This is a genomic window from Flavobacterium sp. GP15 (genome assembly GCF_014281985.1).
GTDB classification, from domain to species: domain Bacteria; phylum Bacteroidota; class Bacteroidia; order Flavobacteriales; family Flavobacteriaceae; genus Flavobacterium; species Flavobacterium pygoscelis.
Map to the genome: position 1 here is coordinate 34,159 of NZ_JACFTC010000009.1, position 22,106 is coordinate 56,264.

Genomic DNA, 22,106 nt, shown 5'->3' on the forward strand with positions numbered 1-22,106 from the left:
TTTATTTAATCAATCTCATTTCTAGGTATTTATTAGTAAATCCTAAACTTTCGTATAATTTTTTAGCGGGATTATCAGATTCTACATGAAGAGCAATATTCCCTTCAGCAATAGATATGGCTTTTTGCATTAATTGCTTTCCGTATCCTTTTCCACGCTGTGAATTATCTACAGCGATATAAACTAAAATATTTTCAGGAATAAAATCCTTCATTCCAGTATTGTTTAGGATCACAACACCTACAATTTTTTGATCATCAATTCCAACCACAATATTTCCCCCTTTATTAGGGTTCATTACATAATCTATACATTTTGTAATATCCTCGATAGTATCTCCGTACTGTTCTAAATGGGTGCATAGAAACTGAGCAATGGTTTTATTCGAATAGATTGTATTTTCTCCAGTGGTATTATTAATTTGCTTGAATTCCATTTTATATAATTTAATATTAAATTATAAGCAATACTTATTCGCTGACTTTCAGTAAATGAAAGCCATTTAGTAAAACTTAATTTTGATTATTTATTAGCCTGTAATTAGAATTTTTCTAAAGGCAAAAGATGCAGAAAATCTGCAAAAAATAGTTAAGATTTATTCAGTGTTTTGTCTGAAAAATAAAATCTTAGTTTTGAGTTGAAAGTTTTAAAAAAGAACTTAAATAAACTGCAAAACATAATTAGGTATTTCACAAAGATAAGATAAAAATCCGCTTTATGAGCTATAAAATGGCTTTAGTGTGTTTTTCTGAATCTGAACAAATGTTTTATTTGTTTAATTTGATATAAAAATTAAAAATTATTAAAGGTTTTAAAGTATTTATAGTTAGTTGTTTACGTGTTTTTTTATTGTTTTTAATTTGATAATGTTATTCATTTATGAAAAAATTAATGAATTATTTCAATTTGGTAATAAAAATGGATATTTAGCTTAAAATTAGTCTTTAACCGAGTAGTGCTTTATTCTAAAACGAAGTCTTAATAAATTTGTATAGTGCTTTTTTTGTGTGAAATTGTAATTCATAATTTTAAAAAATCTAAAGTGATCACAGAATATTGAAACAGTTTATTTATCTTTAAAAACTATTTAAATTCAAAAAAATTTATGAAAAAACTATTAACTATAAGCGTACTTTTTTTTAGTGTGTTTATTTTCGCTCAAAGTAATGCCAGCACGTATGTTGCTGATAATTACACTAAAAAAGAAGTACACATCAAAATGCGTGATGGCGTAGAATTATTTACTGCAATATACTCGCCAAAAGACGTTACTAAAAAGTATCCAATTATTATGCAAAGAACGCCTTATAATTCGGGTCCTTATGGCGAAGGTCAGCTAAAGAGAAGTATTTCTCCAAGCGAAACCATGATGAAAGAGGGCTACATTGTAGTATATCAAGATGTTCGCGGAAGGTATATGAGTGATGGTTTATATGATAATATGCGCGCTTTTGTTCCCAATAAAAAAGGAAAAACGGCTATTGATGAAGCATCAGATACTTATGACACCATCGATTGGTTGGTAAAAAATGTGTCTAACAATAACGGAAATGTTGGAACTTGGGGAATTTCATATCCAGGATTTTATGCTACTTATTCATTGTTAAGTAATCACCCCGCTTTAAAAGCAGTTTCTCCACAAGCTTGTATTTCAGATTTCTTTTTTGATGATTTTCATCATAATGGTGCTTATCTTTTGAGTTATTGGAAAGTAACACCATTATTTGGTCCGCAAAAAACAAAGCGTACTACAGATTCATGGTTTAAATTTCCTGAAATAGGAACTAATGATGATTATCAGTTTTTTTTAGATGCGGGTTCATTATCTAATCTAGACAAATTTTATGGAAAAGATAACGAATTTTGGCAGCAATTAAAAGAGCATTCAAGTTATGATGATTTCTGGCAAAAACGCGGTATTTTACAACATTTAAAAGATATAAAGCCAGCTGTAATGACTGTAGGAGGTTGGTTTGATGCAGAAGATTTGTACGGACCATTAAATACTTATTCTACAATTGAAAAGAATAGTAAAAATTACAATACAATCGTTATGGGACCTTGGAGTCATGGTGATTGGGCTAGAAACTCTCCAAAACAAGTGATTGGTAATATTAATTTTGGAGATAGTATTTCTGGATTTTATCAGAAAAATATTGAAGCTAATTTCTTCCGTCACTTCTTAAAAAATAATGGTAAAGGAGAAAACAAATTGCCTGAAGCTTATGTTTTTGATTCAGGTATAAAAGATTGGAAAACATTTGATGCTTGGCCTCCAAAAAATACAGTGAAACAGGATTTCTTTTTGCAAGAAAATAAGTTGACAACTATGGCCAAAAGAAATATAGCTTTTGAAGAGTTTGTTAGTGATCCTAAAAAGCCAGTTCCTTACTCTGAGGATATCAAACAACAAGGCATGACACCAAGAAAATATATGACGGATGATCAACGTTTTGCTGCTAGACGACCGGATGTAGTGGTGTTTGAAACCGAAGTGCTAACTGATGATACTACTTTAGCTGGTGCCATTTTAGCGAAACTTCAAGTAGCTACGACAGGAACAGATGCAGATTGGATCGTTAAGGTAATTGATGTTTTTCCTAATGATGAACCAGAAACAAAGGAAATTGCACCTTATTTAAAAATGAGTAATTACCACATGATGGTTAGAAGTGAAGTAATGAGAGGCCGATTTAGAAATAGTTTTTCAAAACCGGAGCCTTTTGTAGCCAATGAGAAAACGGCCGTAAATATCAAATTACAAGATGTTTTTCATACTTTCAAAAAAGGGCATAAAATACAGATTCAAGTTCAAAGCACTTGGTTTCCTTTGATCGATTTGAATCCGCAGACTTTTGTTGATAATATTTTTTACGCTAAGCCAGAAGATTTCCAAAAGCAAACGCATAGAATTTATAATGATTCAAAAATTGAGTTTACTGTTTTAAAATAAATTTTAGTTGAGTTGAAATCAAAAAAAGCACCAATTGTAAAAGAGTACAATTGGTGCTTTTTTAATATTAGTTTGTAATTTTATTTTAAAGTGTGTTGACTTAATATTTTATAAACTTCATTAATATTATTTTCACTTTTTCCGAACTGTTTGATAATTGGAGCATTATCATGATTTAACCAAATTTTCAGTTCGGCATCCATGTCTAATATTCCAGCACTTTCTTTTGAAAATTTCTTTATACTCGAATACGGAATTGTCATGTATTCTACTTTAGTTCCAACTAATTGTTTCTCAGCAAGAATTAATCTTTTATTAGTAAAAAGGAACATGTCTCTTATAAGCTTGTAAGCCTTTTCTATTGTTTCACCATCTATTAAAAGTGGTTCAAATTCTTTAGCAACATTATCAATAGTAACTTCAGAAGCATTGCCCATTATGGCATTAAATAGTCCCATTATTTTCGTTTATTTTTGATTGTATTTTGTTTTGTACCTGTCGTTCAACTTTGTTTGATGCGTTTCTAAACTAATCATTCTACCTTGAATAAAGGCATTTGTCAATTTGTTAGTTCTCATATCTAGTGCGTCTCCTTCAGAAATGAATAATGTTGCATCTTTTCCTTGCTCTAAGGTACCACATTGCGCATCAATTCCAAGTAATTTAGCCGTATTTGAAGTAATTAATTTTAATGCTTCCTCTTTATCAAGTCCATAAGCTGCGCAAGTTCCGGCTAAGAAAGGTAAGTTTCTTGTATTCATTCTTTCGTGAGATCCACTATTTTCTAAACCTACTACAACGCCTTTATCGGTCAATAATTTAGCAGCTTTAAAAGGCAAATCTATATCATCATCATCATTTTCTGGCATTTCATGTACTCGTCTAAGAAAAACACCTACATTGTTTTTTTGTAATAGCTCACCAACCTTGTAGGCTTCATAACCTCCAACTATAACCATTTTTTTAATGCCGTTTTCTTTAGAAAATTGAACCGCATCTGTGATTTGCTTTTCATCATTCGCATTAATGAATAGTGTTTGACTTCCGTCAAATAATCCTTTGGTAGCTTCAAGGACTAAATTTCTTTCTTTAGAACTAGCCCCTAAATACGCTTTAGCATCAGCCAGAAAAGAGGCTAATTCAGCAATTTGCTTACTATAATCTTTATTTGCTTCAATTCCTCCTGGTTCAAACCAAGATCCACTTCTTTTAAATGTAGCAGGAAAATTCAAGTGAATCCCGTCATTTTCTTTTATCAAAGCATCTTTCCAGTTCCAGGCATCCAATTGAACTATTGATGAGGTACCAGAAATTCTTCCTTCGCGAGGTGTTATTTGTGCCATCAAAATGCCGTTTGGTCTTACTGTCTCTATTACTTTAGAATCTGCTGTATAAGCAATAATACTTCTAATGTGTGGCTTCATTTCACCAATTTCTCCTTCGTCATCAGATGATTTTACGGCATCAATTTCAACCAAACCTAATGTGGAATTTGGTGCGATAAATCCTGGATAAATGTGTTTTCCACCCGCATCAATTGTAATGTCGTAAGCATCTTTAGCTAAACGAATTAAGGTAGCATCGGCAACTAAGTTTATTTTTCCATCCACAAATCCTATAGCGCTATTTTCTATAACTTTGCCATTTCCTAAATGGGCTGTAGCATTCATAATCAAAACTGATTTTGATTGTGCTGCAGCAGGAGTTTGTTGCGCTTTTGTCAGTATTGATATGCTAAATACCAATAGTAAAAGATATATTTTTTTATTCATCATATTTGTTTTTTATTATTGCTTCAATAATTTTAAAGCTTTAGTAAGATTTCAATTCAGTTGCATCTGGTGTAAAGACAAAAACTAAAATTTTAATTCAGTATTTACTCTTCCATAGTATCACAATGATAGGCTACTTTTTCTGTTTTTTTAGGTTGTTGAGTAGTCATTCCTTTGTTCTTTTCTTGTAGCAACTGACCAATTAATTCGTTTCGTTCTTTTGCAATAGCAATTCTATTTTCTTCATCTTTCTTACTATCATAATAAACAACACCTTCAATTAAGGTTTTTTCAGCTTTTGCATAAATAGATAGCGGATTATTATTCCATAATACAACATCGGCATCTTTACCTACTTTTATACTTCCTACTTTATTGTCGATGTGCAATAATTTTGCTGGATTTAATGTTACAAATTTCCAAGCATCTTCTTCAGAAATATTACCATATTTAACTGCTTTGGCAGCTTCTTGGTTCAATCTTCTTGACATCTCAGCATCATCAGAGTTGTATGCTACTACAATTCCAGCATTGTGCATAATAGGTCCATTAAAAGGAATTGCATCGTTTACTTCAAACTTATAAGCCCACCAATCCGAGAAGGTCGAAGCTCCCACGCCGTGTTCTTTCATTTTATCCGCAACTTTGTAACCTTCTAAAATGTGCGTAAAAGTGTTTACTTTAAAGTTAAATTTATCTGCTACATTCATTAACATCAAGATTTCTGATTGTACATAAGAGTGACAAGTAATAAAACGCTCCTTATTTAATATTTCGGCTAAGGTTTGTAATTCTAAATCTACTCTTGGTGCTTTTTCTTTTCCTTTTTTACCGCTTGAATTGTATTTTTTCCAAGCTAAATCATATTCTTTTGCACGTTGAAAATAATCTGTAAAAACTTGTTCGACTCCCATTCTGGTTTGAGGGAAACGAGTTGGATTTGTAATTCCCCAATTGGCTTGTTTTACATTTTCTCCTAAAGCAAATTTGATAAATCCGGGTTGGTCTTTATAAAGCATTTCTTCAGCCGATGCGCCCCATTTCCATTTTACAATTGCTGAGCGTCCACCAATAGGATTTGCTGAACCGTGTAATAATTGAGAAATGGTTACTCCTCCTGCTAGATCTCTGTAAATATTAATATCTTCTGAGTTTACAACGTCTTGAATAGTTACTTCCGCACTTGAGTTGTGTCCGCCTTCATTTACTCCATTAGAAATAGCAATGTGAGAATGTTCGTCAATAATTCCACTTGTTAAATGCTTTCCTTTTGCATCTATAATAGTTGCTGAAGCATCCGAAATGTTTTTTCCGATAGAGGCAATTTTTCCGTTTTTAATTAACACATCTGTTTCTTCTAGAATACCTTCTTTTTCATTCGTCCAAACAGTAGCGTTTTTAAAAAGTAAAGTCTGAGCTTGTGGTTTCTCTAAATTACCATAGGCAACATTAGGAAAAGTAATAGGCATAAGTCTATTGTTCTTTTCTACTTTTGTTGAATCTGCTGTTTTTACAAAAGGAGCTGTTTTTGTGGCAGTCCATTTTACTTCTGTACCGTTAAATAAAACTGCTTTCCCAGAAAGATCTTGTGTGTTTTCAACATATCCAATAAGCCTTGTAAAATTGGTTTTTAACGTGTCATTAGGTTTTACAACCGTTGAAAGCCAATTATTAGACATCGTAAGTTTTGATTTGATTTTTTTAGAATCTGTAGTGGTTATTTCTGATTTTGGTGCAGCAATTTCTCCATCTATTTTCCATTTAAATTTCTCATTATCAATAGTTAAATCATAATTACCACGAATATCTTTAGTAGTCATGTCATTAACTACGAATTTATTTCCTTGAACCCAGTTTTCGTATAGCGTGGTTTTCTCATCGAAAATTTCGCCAGATGTAATTACAAAATTTGCTAAACTACCTGTTTTTAAAGTTCCTATTTCGTTACTTTTCCCCAAAATAGCGGCAGGGATTGTAGTTAAGGCTTCAAGTGCTTTTGTTTTGTCAAAACCATATTTAATGGCTTTCAAAAGATTGGTTCTAAAATCTTCTATTTTCTTTAACTTATCCGTAGTTAAAGCGAATACAATACCATTATCCGAAAGTATTTTTAGGTTAGTTGGTGCTTGATTCCAGAAACGCAAATCTTTCAATTCCATTTGATCGGCTTGATTTGGATCTGAAACATCATAAGCTGCAGGGAAATCGATTGGAATGATAAATTTAGCATTCGTTTTTTTGATTTCTTGAATTCTTTCAAATTCATTTCCGTTTCCTTTCAGAACGTAATTTAAACCAAATTCTTTTGCTATTTTAGAAGCTCTTAGACTATTCAATTTATCTTCTGAAGCAAATATTTGTATTAATTTTTCATTATTAGACAATGCTTCTAATGATAAATCTTTATTTGTCGCATTTCCTTTTTTGTACCAGTCTAAATCAAAATACATTTGACGTAATAAGGCCATCATTCCCATTAAGGAACTAGGATAGGCTTGGTTTGTAGTAGGACTTTTGGTAAAGGCAAAATGATTGGTTATTTTGTCCGATAACAATTGACTGCTTTTATCAAAGTTATTTAACGCTATCAATGTACCCGTTCCGCGGGCAATTCCGTTTGGAACGTGAGAACCTATAACTCCAAAACCTGCTTTTAATAGTTCTTCTGCTTTCTTTTCATCATAGGTGAAATTTTCATACGCATTCACTTCAGAACGAATACTTTCATTCCAATAGAAACCAGTTCTTTTAGTATCGTATAACGGATTTCTTTCTGTATTTCTTTTCGGTTTTTCAATTCCAAAACTGGAATACATATCTATAAAGGAGGGATAAATTGATTTTCCTTCAAGGTTTACAGTTGTGCAATTTTTAGGGATTTCAATATTTGTTCCTGTTGCAATTACTTTACCATTTTGTACTATTAGTGTTCCTTTTTCAATAACTTGAGTCGGTGAAACATAAATCTTTGCGTTGGTAAAGGCGCTAAAATTTGTGTTTTTGTTTGGTACGCCTTCATTATTAGGAAAATATTCCTGTGCGTAAATTTTTGGCAGTAAAAAACTGAAAATGAGTAGAAGTAGGGTTTTTTTCATAATATAGTTTTGTAATTAATTCCTAAAAGTATTAAAATGTTAATGTTTAACCAATTATTTTTTAATAATTACTGTAAAATTTTATTTAAAAATGCACATATTGTATTTATTTCCTTTAAAACACCTTTATTTATACAGTAATTATAATAAAATACTAAATTTATACCATAGTTTAAATTTTAAAAAAGATCAATTTAATCAATTTTATATTTTGAAAGATTTGTACTAATAATTAAAAATTTTAGTTATTTTTAGATTCAAAATAAGAAACTATGCTAATTAAAGTTTTTGGAAGTGCTGTTTTTGGGGTTGAAGCCACAACAATTACCGTTGAAGTAAATATAGACAAAGGCATTGGATATCATTTAGTTGGTTTGCCAGATAATGCGATTAAAGAAAGTAGCTATCGAATTGCAGCCGCATTGAAAAATAACGGCTATGCTATGCCAGGAAAAAAAATCACTATAAATATGGCTCCTGCCGACTTACGTAAAGAAGGCTCAGCTTATGATCTGACTTTAACGATAGGAATATTAGTAGCATCAGGTCAAATAAAAGCAGATGAAGTAGATAAATATATTATTATGGGCGAGCTTTCGCTTGATGGGAGTTTGCAACCCATTCGTGGTGCTTTACCAATTGCAATCAAAGCTAAAGAAGAGGGCTTCAAAGGTTTTTTTCTTCCAAAACAAAATGTAAAAGAAGCAGCGATTGTGGCTGGTATTGATGTTTATGGCGTTGAGAATGTGCAAGAAGTCATTGATTTCCTTGAAGGAAAAGGCACTCTGGAACCCACAACGATTGATACGCGTGCCGAATTTTATAAGACTTTAGACTTTCCTGAATTTGATTTCTCGGATGTAAAAGGACAAGAAAGTATCAAACGGTGTATGGAAATTGCGGCAGCCGGAGGTCATAATATCATTTTAATAGGCCCGCCTGGTGCAGGAAAAACGATGTTAGCCAAACGTTTGCCTAGTATTTTGCCACCAATGACTTTGCGTGAAGCCCTAGAAACTACAAAGATTCATAGTGTAGCCGGAAAACTAAAAGAAGTAGGCTTAATGAATCAACGTCCGTTCCGCAGTCCACATCATACTATTTCAAATGTTGCACTTGTCGGGGGAGGAAGTTATCCGCAGCCAGGAGAAATTTCGATGGCGCACAATGGGGTTTTATTTCTAGATGAATTACCAGAGTTTAAACGCGATGTTCTTGAAGTAATGCGCCAACCATTAGAAGATCGCGAAGTAACGATTTCGAGAGCTAAGTTTACCGTTACGTATCCCTCTTCGTTTATGTTGGTGGCAAGTATGAATCCTAGTCCAAGTGGCTTTTTTAATGATCCAGATGCACCACAAACCTCTTCTCCACATGAAATGCAACGGTATTTAAGTAAGATTTCAGGACCTTTATTGGATAGAATTGATATTCATATAGAAGTGACTCCAGTTCCTTTCGAAAAATTATCAGATGATCAAAAAGCAGAAAGTAGTGTAGCGATTCGTGAAAGAGTAACGGCAGCGCGTGAAATTCAAACCGCACGATTTGAACAAATGGATCATATTCATTATAATGCCCAAATGAATACCAAACACATTAGGGAACATTGTGCGCTTGATGATGTTTCTAAACAACTATTAAAAACAGCAATGGAACGACTGAACCTTTCAGCTCGAGCCTACGATCGTATTTTGAAAGTGGCAAGAACTATCGCTGATCTTGATGCTGCGCCAACAGTTATTTCTAGTCATATTGCTGAAGCGATACAGTATAGAAGTTTAGATAGAGATGGATGGTTGGGTTAATAATCAAAAAAAATTCCACGGTTTAAAACGTGGACTTTTTTTTTTGACAATATTCTTTATTAACTTCTTCGTTCGTTAGAACGTCTATCGTTACCCGCACTTGGGCGTCTCGGACCAAAACTATTATTACTTCTAGTGGTATTTTCTGTTTTAGTTGTATTGGTAGACTTTGGAGTTCTTGGAGTAGAATTTCGTTGTTGTCTTCCTTGTCCTTGTTTTATCGGTTCTTTTGAGGCATTAGGATCTGGTTCAAATCCTGCGATTTGTTCCATTGGCAATCTAATTCCAATCAATTTTTCAATATCTCTTAAAAAAACAGTTTCATCTGGACTGAATAAAGAAACAGCTTCTCCACTTGCTCCAGCTCTTCCGGTTCTACCAATTCGGTGAACGTAATCTTCTGGAATATTAGGTAATTCAAAATTGACAACATGGGGTAATAAAGGAATATCTAAACCACGAGCAGCAATATCAGTTGCTACTAAAGCAGTTAAACTTCCATCTTTAAAACCAGCTAATGCCTTGGTACGCGCACCTTGGCCTTTATTACCATGTATAGCAGCTGCTTTGATTCCGGATTCAATCATACTTTCACAAAGTTTATTTGCGCCTTGCTTTGTACGTGTAAAAACTAAAATTTGCTTCCAGTTTCCTTCTGTAATCAATTTAATTATTAGTTCTGTTTTTTTCTCTTTGGCAACCGGATATACTTTTTGTATGATAGCATCAACAGTAGTGTTTTCTGGAGTTGCTTCCACTTGCACAGGATTGTGTAAAATACCCATTGCTAATTTCTTGATGTCTCTAGAAAATGTAGCCGAGAATAGTAAATTTTGTCTTTTTGAAGGTAAAACTTTCAATATGCGCTCAATATCTCTTAAGAATCCCATATCCAGCATTCTGTCCGCTTCATCCAAAACTAAGATTTCAACTTTTGCAAGGGATATTAAACCTTGATTTTGCAAATCGATTAAACGACCTGGAGTGGCGACTAAAATATCTACACCTTGACGTAGTTGTGTTACTTGTGGGTTTTGGTTGACACCTCCGAAGATAACAGTACTTTTCAGGTCTAAAAATTCACTATATTCTTTGATATTAGCAAGTATCTGTGCTGCTAATTCTCTTGTGGGCGTTAGGATCAAAGCACGAATAGGTCTATGTCTTAACTGTTGACCTTGCGATAATAATTGTAAAATAGGTAATGTAAAACCGGCTGTTTTACCTGTTCCTGTTTGGGCAGATGCTAAAACATCTTTTCCTTCTAATACGGGTGGAATTGCTTTTTGTTGTATTGGGGAAGGTGTTGTGTATCCTTTTTTGCTGATTGCTTTAAGTAAAGCATCAGATAATCCTAATGAGCTAAATGACATAAATGGTGTTTATGAAGCAAACACAATTAGTTGGTTTACTTCTTTAATTTGGCGCAAAGGTAGTGCTAATTTTCCGATGTTTTTTTTTTGCTATTATTTGTTTGTTTATAATGCCAATAGAAGTTCTCCTCTCCTTGTGAATTTGAATTACAATACTTTATTAATGCAATATTTGCTTTGGTTAAAACCAAAAAAAAACCGGGTAATAATGCCCGATTTTATAATTATTTGTCTGCTAAACCATTTATCTTATTTCTGCAAATGTGTCTCCTTGCTTGATATCTCCTGTTTTATAACCTTTCATAAACCAAGCTTTGCGTTGAGCAGATGTTCCATGGGTGAATGATTCTGGAACAATATGTCCTTGAATTTTAGCCTGAATGGCATCGTCTCCTACAGCTTGAGCAGCGCTTAGAGCTTCATCTATATCTCCTTCTTCTAGGAAATTATTCATTTGTTGATTATAATGCGTCCATACTCCAGCATAAAAATCAGCTTGTAATTCTAAGGCTACAGATAATTTATTGGCTTCAGCTTGACTTTTGCCTTGTTGCATTCGTCTCATTTTATCAGAGGTTCCTAATAAGGTTTGTACATGATGTCCTATTTCGTGAGCAATCACGTAAGCTGTTGCAAAATCTCCTCCTTGAGCACCAAATTTTGTTTTTAGTTCTTCAAAAAAAGCTAAATCCATATAGACTTTTTGATCGCCGGGACAATAAAACGGACCTGAATCAGAACTAGCATTTCCACAAGCTGTTTCTACTGCATTTTGGAATAATACTAATTTAGGGTTTTTATATTGTAAGTTGTTTTCTGCGAATATTTTTGACCAAACATCTTCAGTATCAACTAAAATAGCGTTTATGAATTGTTTTTCTTCTTTTTCCTTAGCAGTTAATTCTCTTTGTTCGGTTTGTGTTGTTTGAGTTCCTTGTGTTTGTTCTAAAATATTACCGACCATCTGACCATTTTCACCGCCGAAAACATTTAATAACAAAATAACAATACCAATTATTCCTCCACCAACAACTGTTTTACCTCCTGACGACATTCCTCTTCTGTCTTCTAGATTATCGCTTTGACGTCTGCCACTCCATTTCATAAATTAATTTTTTTGTTTGTAAATAAGCTTTGTGTTTATAAAACTACATAATTTTAAAGAATAATAATATTTTTTTTTGGTTACAGAACCCATTTTTGGATGGTTTCTTCAATAATACCCTTAATAATTGGTTTCGGAATGTAATCATTCATTCCCGCTTCTATACATTTATCTTTTTCTTCTCTCTCTGTGCCTGCAGTTATTGCAATAATAGGAACATTTGCTTTAGTTTTAGATTGACGAATTATTTTTGTGGCTTCATAACCGTTCATCACTGGCATTTGAATATCCATAAAGACAATATCAGGATTAATGTTTTCAATTTGCTCTACAGCATCTTTTCCATTTATGGCTTCAAATACAGTGGTTTTTAGAGGTAAATTTTTAATAATCGTTTTTAAAAGCAACATATTTACTTTATTATCCTCGACAATTAATACAGTAATATTTTTAGTTATACTTCGTACAATACTAGTTTCATTTTCTATAGTATTTTTATCAGATTCAGTTGCAATGATACTTTCCGACAAGTCATTATTGGTTTGTATCTCTAAATCAAAATAGAAAATGCTTCCGGTACCTACTGCACTATCTAGTTCTAACTGGCTACTCATTAAACCTAAAAGTTGGTTAGAAATTGTTAATCCCAAACCTGTTCCTCCAAACTTTCGTGTAGTCGAGCTATCTTCTTGTGAGAAGGCCTTAAATATTTTCTTTTTATTTTCTTCCAATATTCCTATCCCAGTATCAATTACCGAAAATCGAATTCTGTCTTTATTCTCATCTATTTTTTTAAGTAGAGTTACCTCTAATTTTATAGATCCTTTTTCGGTAAATTTTACAGCATTTGCTAAAAGATTAATTAAAATTTGTTTTAAGCGCACACTATCTAACCAAAAATATTTAGGAATGTTAGGAGCAATTATAAGTTCTAAATTCAGTTTTTTCTGGCTTGATTCATATAAAATAAGATCTATTACTTGGGTTAATAGTTCATGAATATCATTTTTCTCAATGTATAACTCTAATTTACCAGCTTCAATTTTAGAAAAATCAAGAATGTCATTGATAATATCCAGTAAAGAATGTGCAGATTGGTTGATGGTAGTCATGTATTTTTCTTGAATTTTTCCAAGATTCGTTTTCATCAATAAATCGGTAAAACCAATAATTCCGTTTAACGGAGTTCTTATTTCATGGCTCATATTGGCTAGAAATTCTGATTTCGATTTATTGGCCGCTTCTGCTAATTCTTTTTCTTGAACAACTGTTTCTGCTTTTTTTCGCTCCGTAATGTCGATAAATATACCTTCTAAGAAAGCAATTTTACCATCTTTATAAATAGTATCACCAAATTCCTCTACCCAAATGATGTGTTTGTCTTTATGTACAATTCGATAAGTTAAGTGAATAGGACTTTTACTGTCAATCGCTCTTTTTTGAGCCGCTATTGTGTTTAATTTATCTTCAGGATGAATTAAATCAATGAATGATAATTCATTATCAATAAAACTTGATTTAGGATAACCGGTCAATTTTTCAATTTTATCGTTTATGTAAATCTTGGTATTGTTTTCATCGTAATTAGATAGATAAACAGTTCCAGGTATATTATTCGCTAAAAGTCTAAATTTCTCTTCACTTTCATATATTGCTGTTTCATTAGTGATGCGTTCAATAGAGGAGGCAATATTTCGAGCCAATGTTTGCAAGATGTTCACTTCATCTTCGTTCCAATGTTTTTCTTCTTGTGTATTATCAAATCCTAAAAAGCCATGAAATTTATTTTTAATGATAATTGGAAATAATATTACAGACACCACATCTAAACTTTCAAGTTTACTTCTTAACGAAACGTTTTTAATTTCTGAAATCCTAGATTCAAAGGGTTTATTATTTAAAAGTGGAGTAAGCAATTCCTCAAAAAAAGCGTGAGGAATATGTTGAAGATTAATATTATTTTCCGTTAATTTTTTATTGTGAATAATCCATCTGTATTTTTGACTTATTGTCTTTTGGTTATTATCATCTTCATAATAATAGGCTCTGTGTGACTTGGTTGCTTTTCCCATGATGATGAGAACATCTGAAAAAATTGCACTTATATCATTGCTATTCAAGAATTTCTCGGTACAGAGTGTCATTGCCGATAAAAGTTCACTTTTATATTCCAGTTTCTTTTCGGCATCGTAACGACTTTGAGAAATAACGGTTAACGAGATTAAATCGGATATGGTTCTAGCAAAAATAATATCATCATTGTCCCAGTTTTTATAATTTTCTGAGGTTTCAAAGCAAATGACTCCAGATAATTCTCCATTTATAAAAATTGGAATATCAAGTTGTGATTTAATGTTAAATTGTTCAAAATAGCTTTCTTTAAATTCAGAAAACTCTAATTTTTCTGAAACATCATACGCACTGATATGCGTGTTGTTTTGAATTGCTTCAAAATAAATAGGATAATTTTCCTTTGTTATAACATATCCTTTTGTATAGCTATCGGTCTCTAAATTATACTGATTTTCGCATGTTAATGTTTCTTTAGTATGTTTCCAATAACTAACTTGGTTACACTGAGTAACTTTAGCAGCAGATTCAATAATTTCCATAACACTAACGTCTAGGTTTTTATAATTACTGAAATTTGTGGTTGTTAGTTTTTTTATTGTTTCAGTATATTCTTCGGTCTTTTGTTGGCGAATTCTATTTTCACGATCAATGTCTTTAAATTTGGTAACATCACGAGAAATACCAGAATAGGCAATTATTTTTCCAAATTCATTTTTCCGAATAATAACTTTTTGTGAGATCCACAGTTCAGTTCCATCTTTCTTTAATATTGGAAACTCAATTATAGGAAAATAATGATCACTTTCTAATGGTTTAAGATAAAAGTTGGTAATAACGACAATATAATCAGGTCTTATAAAAGAGGTGTAATTTTTGTTTATGATTTCATCATTTTGGTATCCTAAGGATTTGATCGTAAATTCATTTACAAAAGTAAAATAGCCATTCTTATCTACTTCAAAAATGATGTCAATCGCATTCTCAATTAAATCTTTATACTGATTTTTTATATGAATTTCACTCGTTACATCTTGGCCAATACCGATCAATAAATCATTAGAAAATTTTTTTTCATCCCATTGAAAGTATTTATAATCGCCATTGCTACATTTTACTGTTCTAATAAATACTCTGTCTTCTGTAAATTTTATATTATAATTTTTGTCGTAAAAATTAGTATTTTCTGCTTTTTCCCAATATCCTAATCCTAGCATATCATTCACGTCGTAACCCAAAATTGTTTTTACATTTTCACTACAAAATACAACTTCTCCTTTTTTATTGGTTGCGAGTATCAGTGAATTGCCTTTGTTTATGATTAAATCATTAAAATTTGATTTAACAGTGGTGTTTAACCACAATATATATTGAACATAATTGATGATTAAAATTACAAAACAATCAATAAATAAAACTAAAACAGTTTTTAATGGGACTAATTCAAAAACGAACAGAATCCAAAAATAAATAAAAACGGCAATTACAAAACCCCTATATAATTTTACAGATTTTAAAACGGTATAAGAAAAGTAGAACGTAGCAATAAAAGCGGTAATTGGAACTATATCAGATGTAGAATTGATAATATTTCGGCCAATTGAAACAAAATAAATTAAAAATAGTACTGTAAATATATTTTTAATATTTCTAAATATGTAGTTAGATTTAGTGCTAGCATAATAGATTAGGAGTAGTATGATTCCCAAACTGCAATTAATAATTAATAAACTTTGAGGTCTGATTTTTAAAAATTCTAGAGTAATTTCTAGAATTGGAAGAATAACTCCCAAAAATAAGATATAAACTTGATATTCTTTTTTCTCAGTAATAGTTTTGGTACTTTTTTCTATTAAACTACTTTTTAATCCTGTTTTAATTTTAATTATTCTATAAATTAAAAAAACAATTAAAATTGGAATTAAAACCATGAATAAGGTAGTAATAACAACAGAGTTTACTATTAAAAATAAAATTAATTCTTTGGTAGTACTGTATAAAGGACTAAAGTTAATTACCATAAATTTTATTTACTGAGTTGTGAAAATTAAATTTTGAAATAATTTTAGCCTTCAATTTAAGAAATTATTTTAAAAAAGAACAAAGGTTAAGGTGTATTTCAACCTTTATTCTTTTTTAAAATTTGTTTTTAGCTTTTTTCTTGCAATTCAGTTTCGGTTTCAAACCCTATTATTTCACTGTAAATTGCATAATGTAAAGAAGATAATACTGGATAAGTAAAGAAAATACCAACACAGCAACCTATAAATCCTACCAACACACCAATAGAACACACTACCAGAAGTCCAAGTAAAACCCAAGGTTGTTTAGATACAATTAGAAAACTAGCATTTATAGCTTCTAAGGCTTTTAATTTTCCGAAAATAATAAGCGGTATCATCATGATGGTTAATAATGCAATAAGTATTGAAATTATCGAACTCAAAAAAGGTATTTTGAAGTACATAGTAACTATTCCAATAGCATTGCTTACTAATGAAAATAAAAATGTAGCAATAAACAATTCTGAAAAATAGGGGGCTTTATAGAATCCAAACATCGTTGATACATGAAATTCTTCATCGTTCTCTGCACAATAAGCCATTTTTATTAAACCTGCAATAAGCGGACTCAATAAAGCCGAAATTAAAACGCTAATTCCTGATATAATGAGTAGCGTGTTTAAGCTAAGATTTTCAAGATTTAAATTTTCAGGTTTTAGATATTCTGTAATTGCTGGAGCACCAAAAATTCCTATAAGAGTAGCAAAAGTAATGATGCTAAATAAAATAACACCCACAAAAATTATCAAACCTCCATACAACGCAATTTTTTTATAATTCTCAAATGTATGCTCAAAGACTTTACTAAAATCTAATTCGTATCCATTCTTTCTAATTTGTTCTAATCGATTTTGTACGTTGGTTTTCATAAAGGTTCTGTTATTGGTTTTTAGTTTTTTTAATAATAATACTGAAATTTCTTCCGTTAATTTTAAATAATTTTAATTCTATATGGAGTTAAAATTACATTCATTTTTGTTGTAATCGGCAAATGTAATATTTTTTTAATTCTCATTGAATCAAAACATTCCACAGCAACTAAGATTTCTCCTCCTATTATAAACAGTAGTTTGATTTATACCACTCTATTTTATATAAAAAAGAATCCAGAGAGATGAAAGTACAAATCAAATTCCTTTTATTCATCCAAACTTAAAGTTCTTGTTTTTTGAACCTTTAGATCGAGAATTTTTACTGTTTATTTCCAAGTTTTTTTTAAATAATCGCTATTTAATCAAGCAAGTTTATGAGCTATTTTTAATTTTTAAAAATTTAATCAAATTTAAAACGTCAATTTTATTTATGTTTTATATTGCTACTTAAGATTGTAATTGTAGTCTGACGTAATTAATAAGAAAAACTAGCATCAAGAACAATAACACCAAGAATTGGAACTTATTTACTCTTTTTGTTTCATATTTTTTTATAAAAATTCTGTCAATTATTAGTATCAAAATAGGTAATGTTAACCAAAGTAAATTTACCCAACCTTGCAGCCTATCGTTCATGCCGTTACTATTAATCATAATTGTAGATGTTACAATTATGATTAATAATGACAGTATGCTTAAAGTAAAAAAGAGGGTGTTTTTCAATTCTTTTTTTTGGTTATATAATTTTGATTTAGCATTACTGAGCAACATAAAACTGTTTAAACCCAAGTCTTAATATTAAACATTTGATTTAGCCAGAAATAGTTAATTTTGTCCTTTAAATAGCTTTTATCAATTTGTCTAAATCCATTTTAATACTTTTCGAATGGTTTTTAACTTATCATTATAAGGAGCATAACGCAAAGGCACATCAAGCCAAGTCCCTCGTTTTACAACACTTTTTTTATGTGAAAAAATATCAAAACTTAGTTTTCCGTGATATGCACCCATACCTGAATTTCCTACACCTCCAAAAGGGAGTCTATGATTTACCAAGTGAATAACTGTGTCATTGATACAGCCACCACCAAAAGAGTATTTTTTTAAAATTTCGTCGGTAAAAGATTTATTTTGAGAAAATAAATATAAGGACAACGGTTTGTCAAATTGAGTTATAATTTTATCAATATCCTCTTTAGTTTCATAGGAAAGAATAGGAAGTACAGGTCCAAAAATTTCTTCTTTCATTACTAAACTATCCATTGACGGTTGATCAAGAAGGGTAGGAGCCAAGTAAAGAGACTCTTTATTTGATTGACCTCCATAAATAATATTTTGATTTTCAATCAGATTTAATTGACGCTGCCAGTTCTTTAGATTAATTATTCTAGCAAAATCTGCAGATTCTTCTGGATTTTTGCCCAGTGCTTTCTCAATCTCCTCAATTAAAAATTTTGTAAAAGGTTGCTTTACTTTTTTATGTACTAAAATATAATCTGGAGCCACACAAGTTTGTCCTGCATTGATGATTTTTCCCCAAACAATTCTTCTAGCGCTCAGTTCTAAATTGGCAGTTTCATCAATAATACAAGGGCTTTTTCCTCCTAATTCTAGGGTAACTGGCGTTAAGTTTTCAGCAGCAGCTTTTGCAACAATTTTGCCAACACCAACACTTCCCGTAAAAAATATATAATCCCAACGCTTTTTTAATAATTCTGCTGCAATCGTTGCGTCTCCAGTAATTACAACTACCTCTTGTACCGGAAATGCTTCTCGTATAATTTTAGATATAATTGCCGATGTATTGGGTGTATGTTCAGAAGGTTTTAGTGTCACTTTGTTTCCCGCAGCTACTGCAGCTACTAATGGACATAGTGCCAATTGAAAAGGATAATTCCATGGAGAAAGTATCAATACATTCCCATAAGGTTCACTATAGATATAGTCTGATGAAGGGAAGTTCAGCAAAGAACCCCAAACTCTTTTGGGTTTTGCCCATGAATCGATGTTCTTAATAGTTTCTTTTAAATCACTAATTACATAATTAGTTTCGGTTAAGACCGCTTCAAAAGCGGGCTTTTTAAAATCATCATACAAAGCTTTGATAATAGCATCTTCCTGCTCTATTATGATGTGCAATAATTTTTTTAAAGATTCTTTTCTGTTGTTTATTTCTGTTTTATGATTCATTTCAAGATTTTGTTTAAATTAAATAGAAGAACTCCTAATTAGTGAGTAAAGCTATTTTTAAAATTATATTTTTATAAGTTATATTAACTATTTAAATAATTTAATACCGAGTTACACTTTTTAAATTGTCAGGGAAATACAAGTCAGAAAGGTGTGAAAACTCATCACCGCGCATAAAAATATTAATATCGACTTCTGCAAAACTATTTTTTCCAGCGGCCGCTAGAAGTTCGTTGGCTGCATGCAAGGTATTTTTATGAAAATGGTAAACACGTTCGTATTTATCGGCTACTACCAATCCTTTCATAAGCATTCTATCTTGTGTTGCTACTCCGGTAGGACAAGTGTTAGTATTGCATCGCAAGGCTTGTATGCATCCCAATGAAAACATAAAACCACGGGCGCTATTGCAAATATCTGCTCCTAAAGCTATAGCTCTAAGGATAGAATAACCTGAAATTATTTTTCCGCTACAGATCACCCTAATTTTATCTCTGATGCCAAAAAAGACTAATGTTTTATTAACGAATATTAACGCTGGTTCAAATGGCATTCCAACGCCATCACTAAACTCAAGCGGAGCAGCACCTGTTCCTCCTTCGGCACCATCAACAGTAATGAAATCAGGATAACAGTTTTGGGTGATCATTTCTTGACAAATGGCTTCAAATTCAGAGGTTTTACCAATGCATAATTTAAAACCTATGGGTTTTCCATTGGAAAGTAGGCGAAGTTGAGCAACAAATTCTATTAATCCTTTCGTATCTGAAAATGCGGAATGTCCTGGTGGAGAAAGAATCGTTGTATGCGGTTCTACCCCTCTTATTTTTGCTATTTCCTCTGTGTTTTTTGATGCAGGTAAAACTCCTCCATGACCAGGTTTTGCACCTTGAGAAAGTTTTATTTCTATCATTTTTACTTCAGGCAAATTGGCTTTTTCGGTAAATTTATCTTTATCAAAACCTCCGTTTGCGTTACGGCATCCAAAATATCCTGTACCAATTTGCCATGTAACATCGCCACCTTGCTGATGAAATTGAGTTAATCCGCCTTCTCCTGTATTGTGATAAAAATTTCCTTTCCGAGCTCCTTTGTTTAGTGCAACAATTGCATTTTCACTCAATGAACCAAAGCTCATTGCTGAAATATTCAACAAAGAGGCAGAATAAGGTTGTTTACAGTCGGGACCTCCAACTAAAACACGAGGCAATTCTTCATTTACAACAGTTGGAAATATAGAATGTTTTATGCCTTCATAATTTGATTGGTTAATGTCTAATTGTGTTCCAAAAGGAGTGGTTGCATCAATGTTTTTTGCTCTTTGATACACAATTGTACGTTGGTTTCTAGAGAAAGGTTTTCCATCAGTAGTACGTTCTATAAAATACTGCTGAATTTCTGGAGCTATCATTTCAAATAAATATCTAAAATAACCTAATACCGGAAAATTTCTAAGAATAGCATGTTTTTGTTGTATTGTATTGGCGTATCCTACCAGCAATATTAAGGTTAGAATAACCATAAAAACCAATCCAACATCATATAAAATATAGACAATTGTAGTTAGCACTAAAATAGATATTCCTATAATAAAAAATTTATTTCTCATTTCATTTTTTGTTTAATCCTCTAAAATACTAAGAAAATTAAATCTTTTTTTATTTTAAAGACTTTATTTATAAATATTTAATTCTTTTATAAAAAAAAAGCTCTTACTGTTTAGAAAGAAGCTTTTTATAATGCTGTTTAAAAAAATAGATTAACTGAAACGCAGGCGAACATAAACATGTTTTATTCCTTTTTTATCAGAATCTCTTTCATCTATTTCTAGGATTTCGGTTAATGATTTCAACATAGGAGTTAATTTTGCAAAGCCATAATTTCTAGGGTCAAATTCTGGTTTTCTTTTTACGATTAGGTTTCCAACATCTCCTAGAAATGCCCAACCATCATCATCACAAATATCCTCAATTGTAGTTTCTATAAGTTCTATAGTGTGTACGTCTACTTTATTTAATGATTTTTCAACTGGTTTTTCAACTGGTTTACCAATTGGTTTTTTAGTATCTGCAGTAGGTTTTTTAGCTTTTTTCTTAATAGCTCCATCTAAAACTTCGATGTAAATAAATCGATCGCAAGCAACAATAAAAGAATTTGGAGTTTTTTGCTCTCCTATACCAATTACTTTCATTCCTGATTCTCTCAAACGAATGGCTAATCTGGTAAAGTCAGAATCACTTGATACGATACAAAAACCATCTACTTTATCAGAGTATAATAAATCCATGGCATCAATAATCATTGCCGAATCAGAAGAATTTTTACCTACAGTATAGCTATATTGTTGTATGGGAGTAATAGCGTGCTCTAATAAAACACTTTTCCACCCACCTGCATTAGGTTTAGTCCAATCGGCATAAATACGCTTAGTAGTTGGTGTTCCAAATTTAGCTATTTCTTCCATCATTCCTTTTACATTGCTGTAAGGAACGTTATCGGCATCAATCAAAACAGCTAATTTTAATTCTTTTGTATCTTGTGACATTTATATTCGTGTTGGTTTATTCTCAGATTTAGGGTAAAAATAAATATTTTAATTGGTATTTTTATTTTTTAAGTAGTAATTCTATTAACCAAATTATTAAAACATTTTTCAATTGAATTGACTTTCTTTTTTTAATTTAATAGTAAGATTTTTGATATTTAACAATTTATAAAACTTTGCTTATTAGCGCTCTTTTAGAAAAATTAATTTGATAAAATTTAAATTTAAAGTGCATTTTTATGTTCTGTTTCTTCTAAATT

At 31.4% G+C, this 22,106-nt stretch carries 13 protein-coding genes; 2 read left to right on the plus strand and 11 right to left on the minus strand.

The genetic code is table 11. The features are described from left to right. Nucleotide 1 precedes the first annotated feature (1 nt). The gene (locus H2650_RS14760; protein WP_188051590.1) at nucleotides 2–436 is read right to left on the minus strand and encodes a GNAT family N-acetyltransferase; all 435 of its coding nucleotides are present in this window, start codon (nucleotides 434–436) and stop codon (nucleotides 2–4) included. Nucleotides 437–1,105: 669 nt separating this feature from the next. On the opposite strand from H2650_RS14760, the gene H2650_RS14765 reads away from it, so the two are divergent. Next, the gene (locus tag H2650_RS14765) at nucleotides 1,106–2,953 is read left to right on the plus strand and encodes a CocE/NonD family hydrolase (RefSeq protein ID WP_188051591.1); all 1,848 of its coding nucleotides are present in this window, start codon (nucleotides 1,106–1,108) and stop codon (nucleotides 2,951–2,953) included. 80 nt (nucleotides 2,954–3,033) lie between these two features. On the opposite strand, the gene H2650_RS14770 is transcribed toward H2650_RS14765, so the two are convergent. The 3 genes from H2650_RS14770 to H2650_RS14780 all read right to left on the minus strand — a co-directional run bounded on the left by H2650_RS14770 (nucleotide 3,034) and on the right by H2650_RS14780 (nucleotide 7,820). After that, nucleotides 3,034–3,411, minus strand: coding sequence for a PH domain-containing protein (locus tag H2650_RS14770; RefSeq protein ID WP_188051592.1), 378 nt, complete (start codon nucleotides 3,409–3,411; stop codon nucleotides 3,034–3,036). 9 nt (nucleotides 3,412–3,420) lie between these two features. Next, nucleotides 3,421–4,725, minus strand: a complete 1,305-nt coding sequence (locus H2650_RS14775; RefSeq protein WP_370566881.1) for an amidohydrolase family protein — start codon at nucleotides 4,723–4,725, stop codon at nucleotides 3,421–3,423. A 104-nt stretch (nucleotides 4,726–4,829) separates the two neighbouring features. Continuing rightward, nucleotides 4,830–7,820: an amidohydrolase family protein gene (locus H2650_RS14780; protein ID WP_188051594.1), complete on the minus strand. Its 2,991-nt coding sequence runs from the start codon at nucleotides 7,818–7,820 to the stop codon at nucleotides 4,830–4,832. A 272-nt stretch (nucleotides 7,821–8,092) separates the two neighbouring features. On the opposite strand from H2650_RS14780, the gene H2650_RS14785 reads away from it, so the two are divergent. Further along, nucleotides 8,093–9,628, plus strand: a complete 1,536-nt coding sequence (locus H2650_RS14785) for a YifB family Mg chelatase-like AAA ATPase (RefSeq protein WP_188051595.1) — start codon at nucleotides 8,093–8,095, stop codon at nucleotides 9,626–9,628. 59 nt (nucleotides 9,629–9,687) lie between these two features. On the opposite strand, the gene H2650_RS14790 is transcribed toward H2650_RS14785, so the two are convergent. The 7 genes from H2650_RS14790 to H2650_RS14820 all read right to left on the minus strand — a co-directional run bounded on the left by H2650_RS14790 (nucleotide 9,688) and on the right by H2650_RS14820 (nucleotide 21,846). Next, on the minus strand, nucleotides 9,688–11,001 hold the full coding sequence (locus H2650_RS14790) for a DEAD/DEAH box helicase (protein WP_188051596.1): 1,314 nt from the start codon (nucleotides 10,999–11,001) through the stop codon (nucleotides 9,688–9,690). A gap of 244 nt (nucleotides 11,002–11,245) precedes the next feature. Next, complete coding sequence (locus H2650_RS14795) at nucleotides 11,246–12,106, minus strand: neutral zinc metallopeptidase (RefSeq protein ID WP_188051597.1); 861 nt, start codon at nucleotides 12,104–12,106, stop codon at nucleotides 11,246–11,248. Nucleotides 12,107–12,186: 80 nt separating this feature from the next. After that, nucleotides 12,187–16,197: a PAS domain S-box protein gene (locus H2650_RS14800; RefSeq protein ID WP_188051598.1), complete on the minus strand. Its 4,011-nt coding sequence runs from the start codon at nucleotides 16,195–16,197 to the stop codon at nucleotides 12,187–12,189. A gap of 128 nt (nucleotides 16,198–16,325) precedes the next feature. After that, entirely contained in the window at nucleotides 16,326–17,108 is a 783-nt protein-coding gene (locus tag H2650_RS14805; protein ID WP_188051599.1) for a hypothetical protein, read from the minus strand. An 864-nt stretch (nucleotides 17,109–17,972) separates the two neighbouring features. Then, a complete protein-coding gene (locus H2650_RS14810; protein ID WP_188051600.1) occupies nucleotides 17,973–19,301 on the minus strand; it encodes an aldehyde dehydrogenase in 1,329 nt (442 codons plus the stop codon). 100 nt (nucleotides 19,302–19,401) lie between these two features. After that, nucleotides 19,402–20,910, minus strand: coding sequence for an FMN-binding glutamate synthase family protein (locus tag H2650_RS14815; protein WP_188051601.1), 1,509 nt, complete (start codon nucleotides 20,908–20,910; stop codon nucleotides 19,402–19,404). 150 nt (nucleotides 20,911–21,060) lie between these two features. Continuing rightward, on the minus strand, nucleotides 21,061–21,846 hold the full coding sequence (locus H2650_RS14820; protein ID WP_188051602.1) for an NYN domain-containing protein: 786 nt from the start codon (nucleotides 21,844–21,846) through the stop codon (nucleotides 21,061–21,063). Nucleotides 21,847–22,106: the final 260 nt, after the last annotated feature.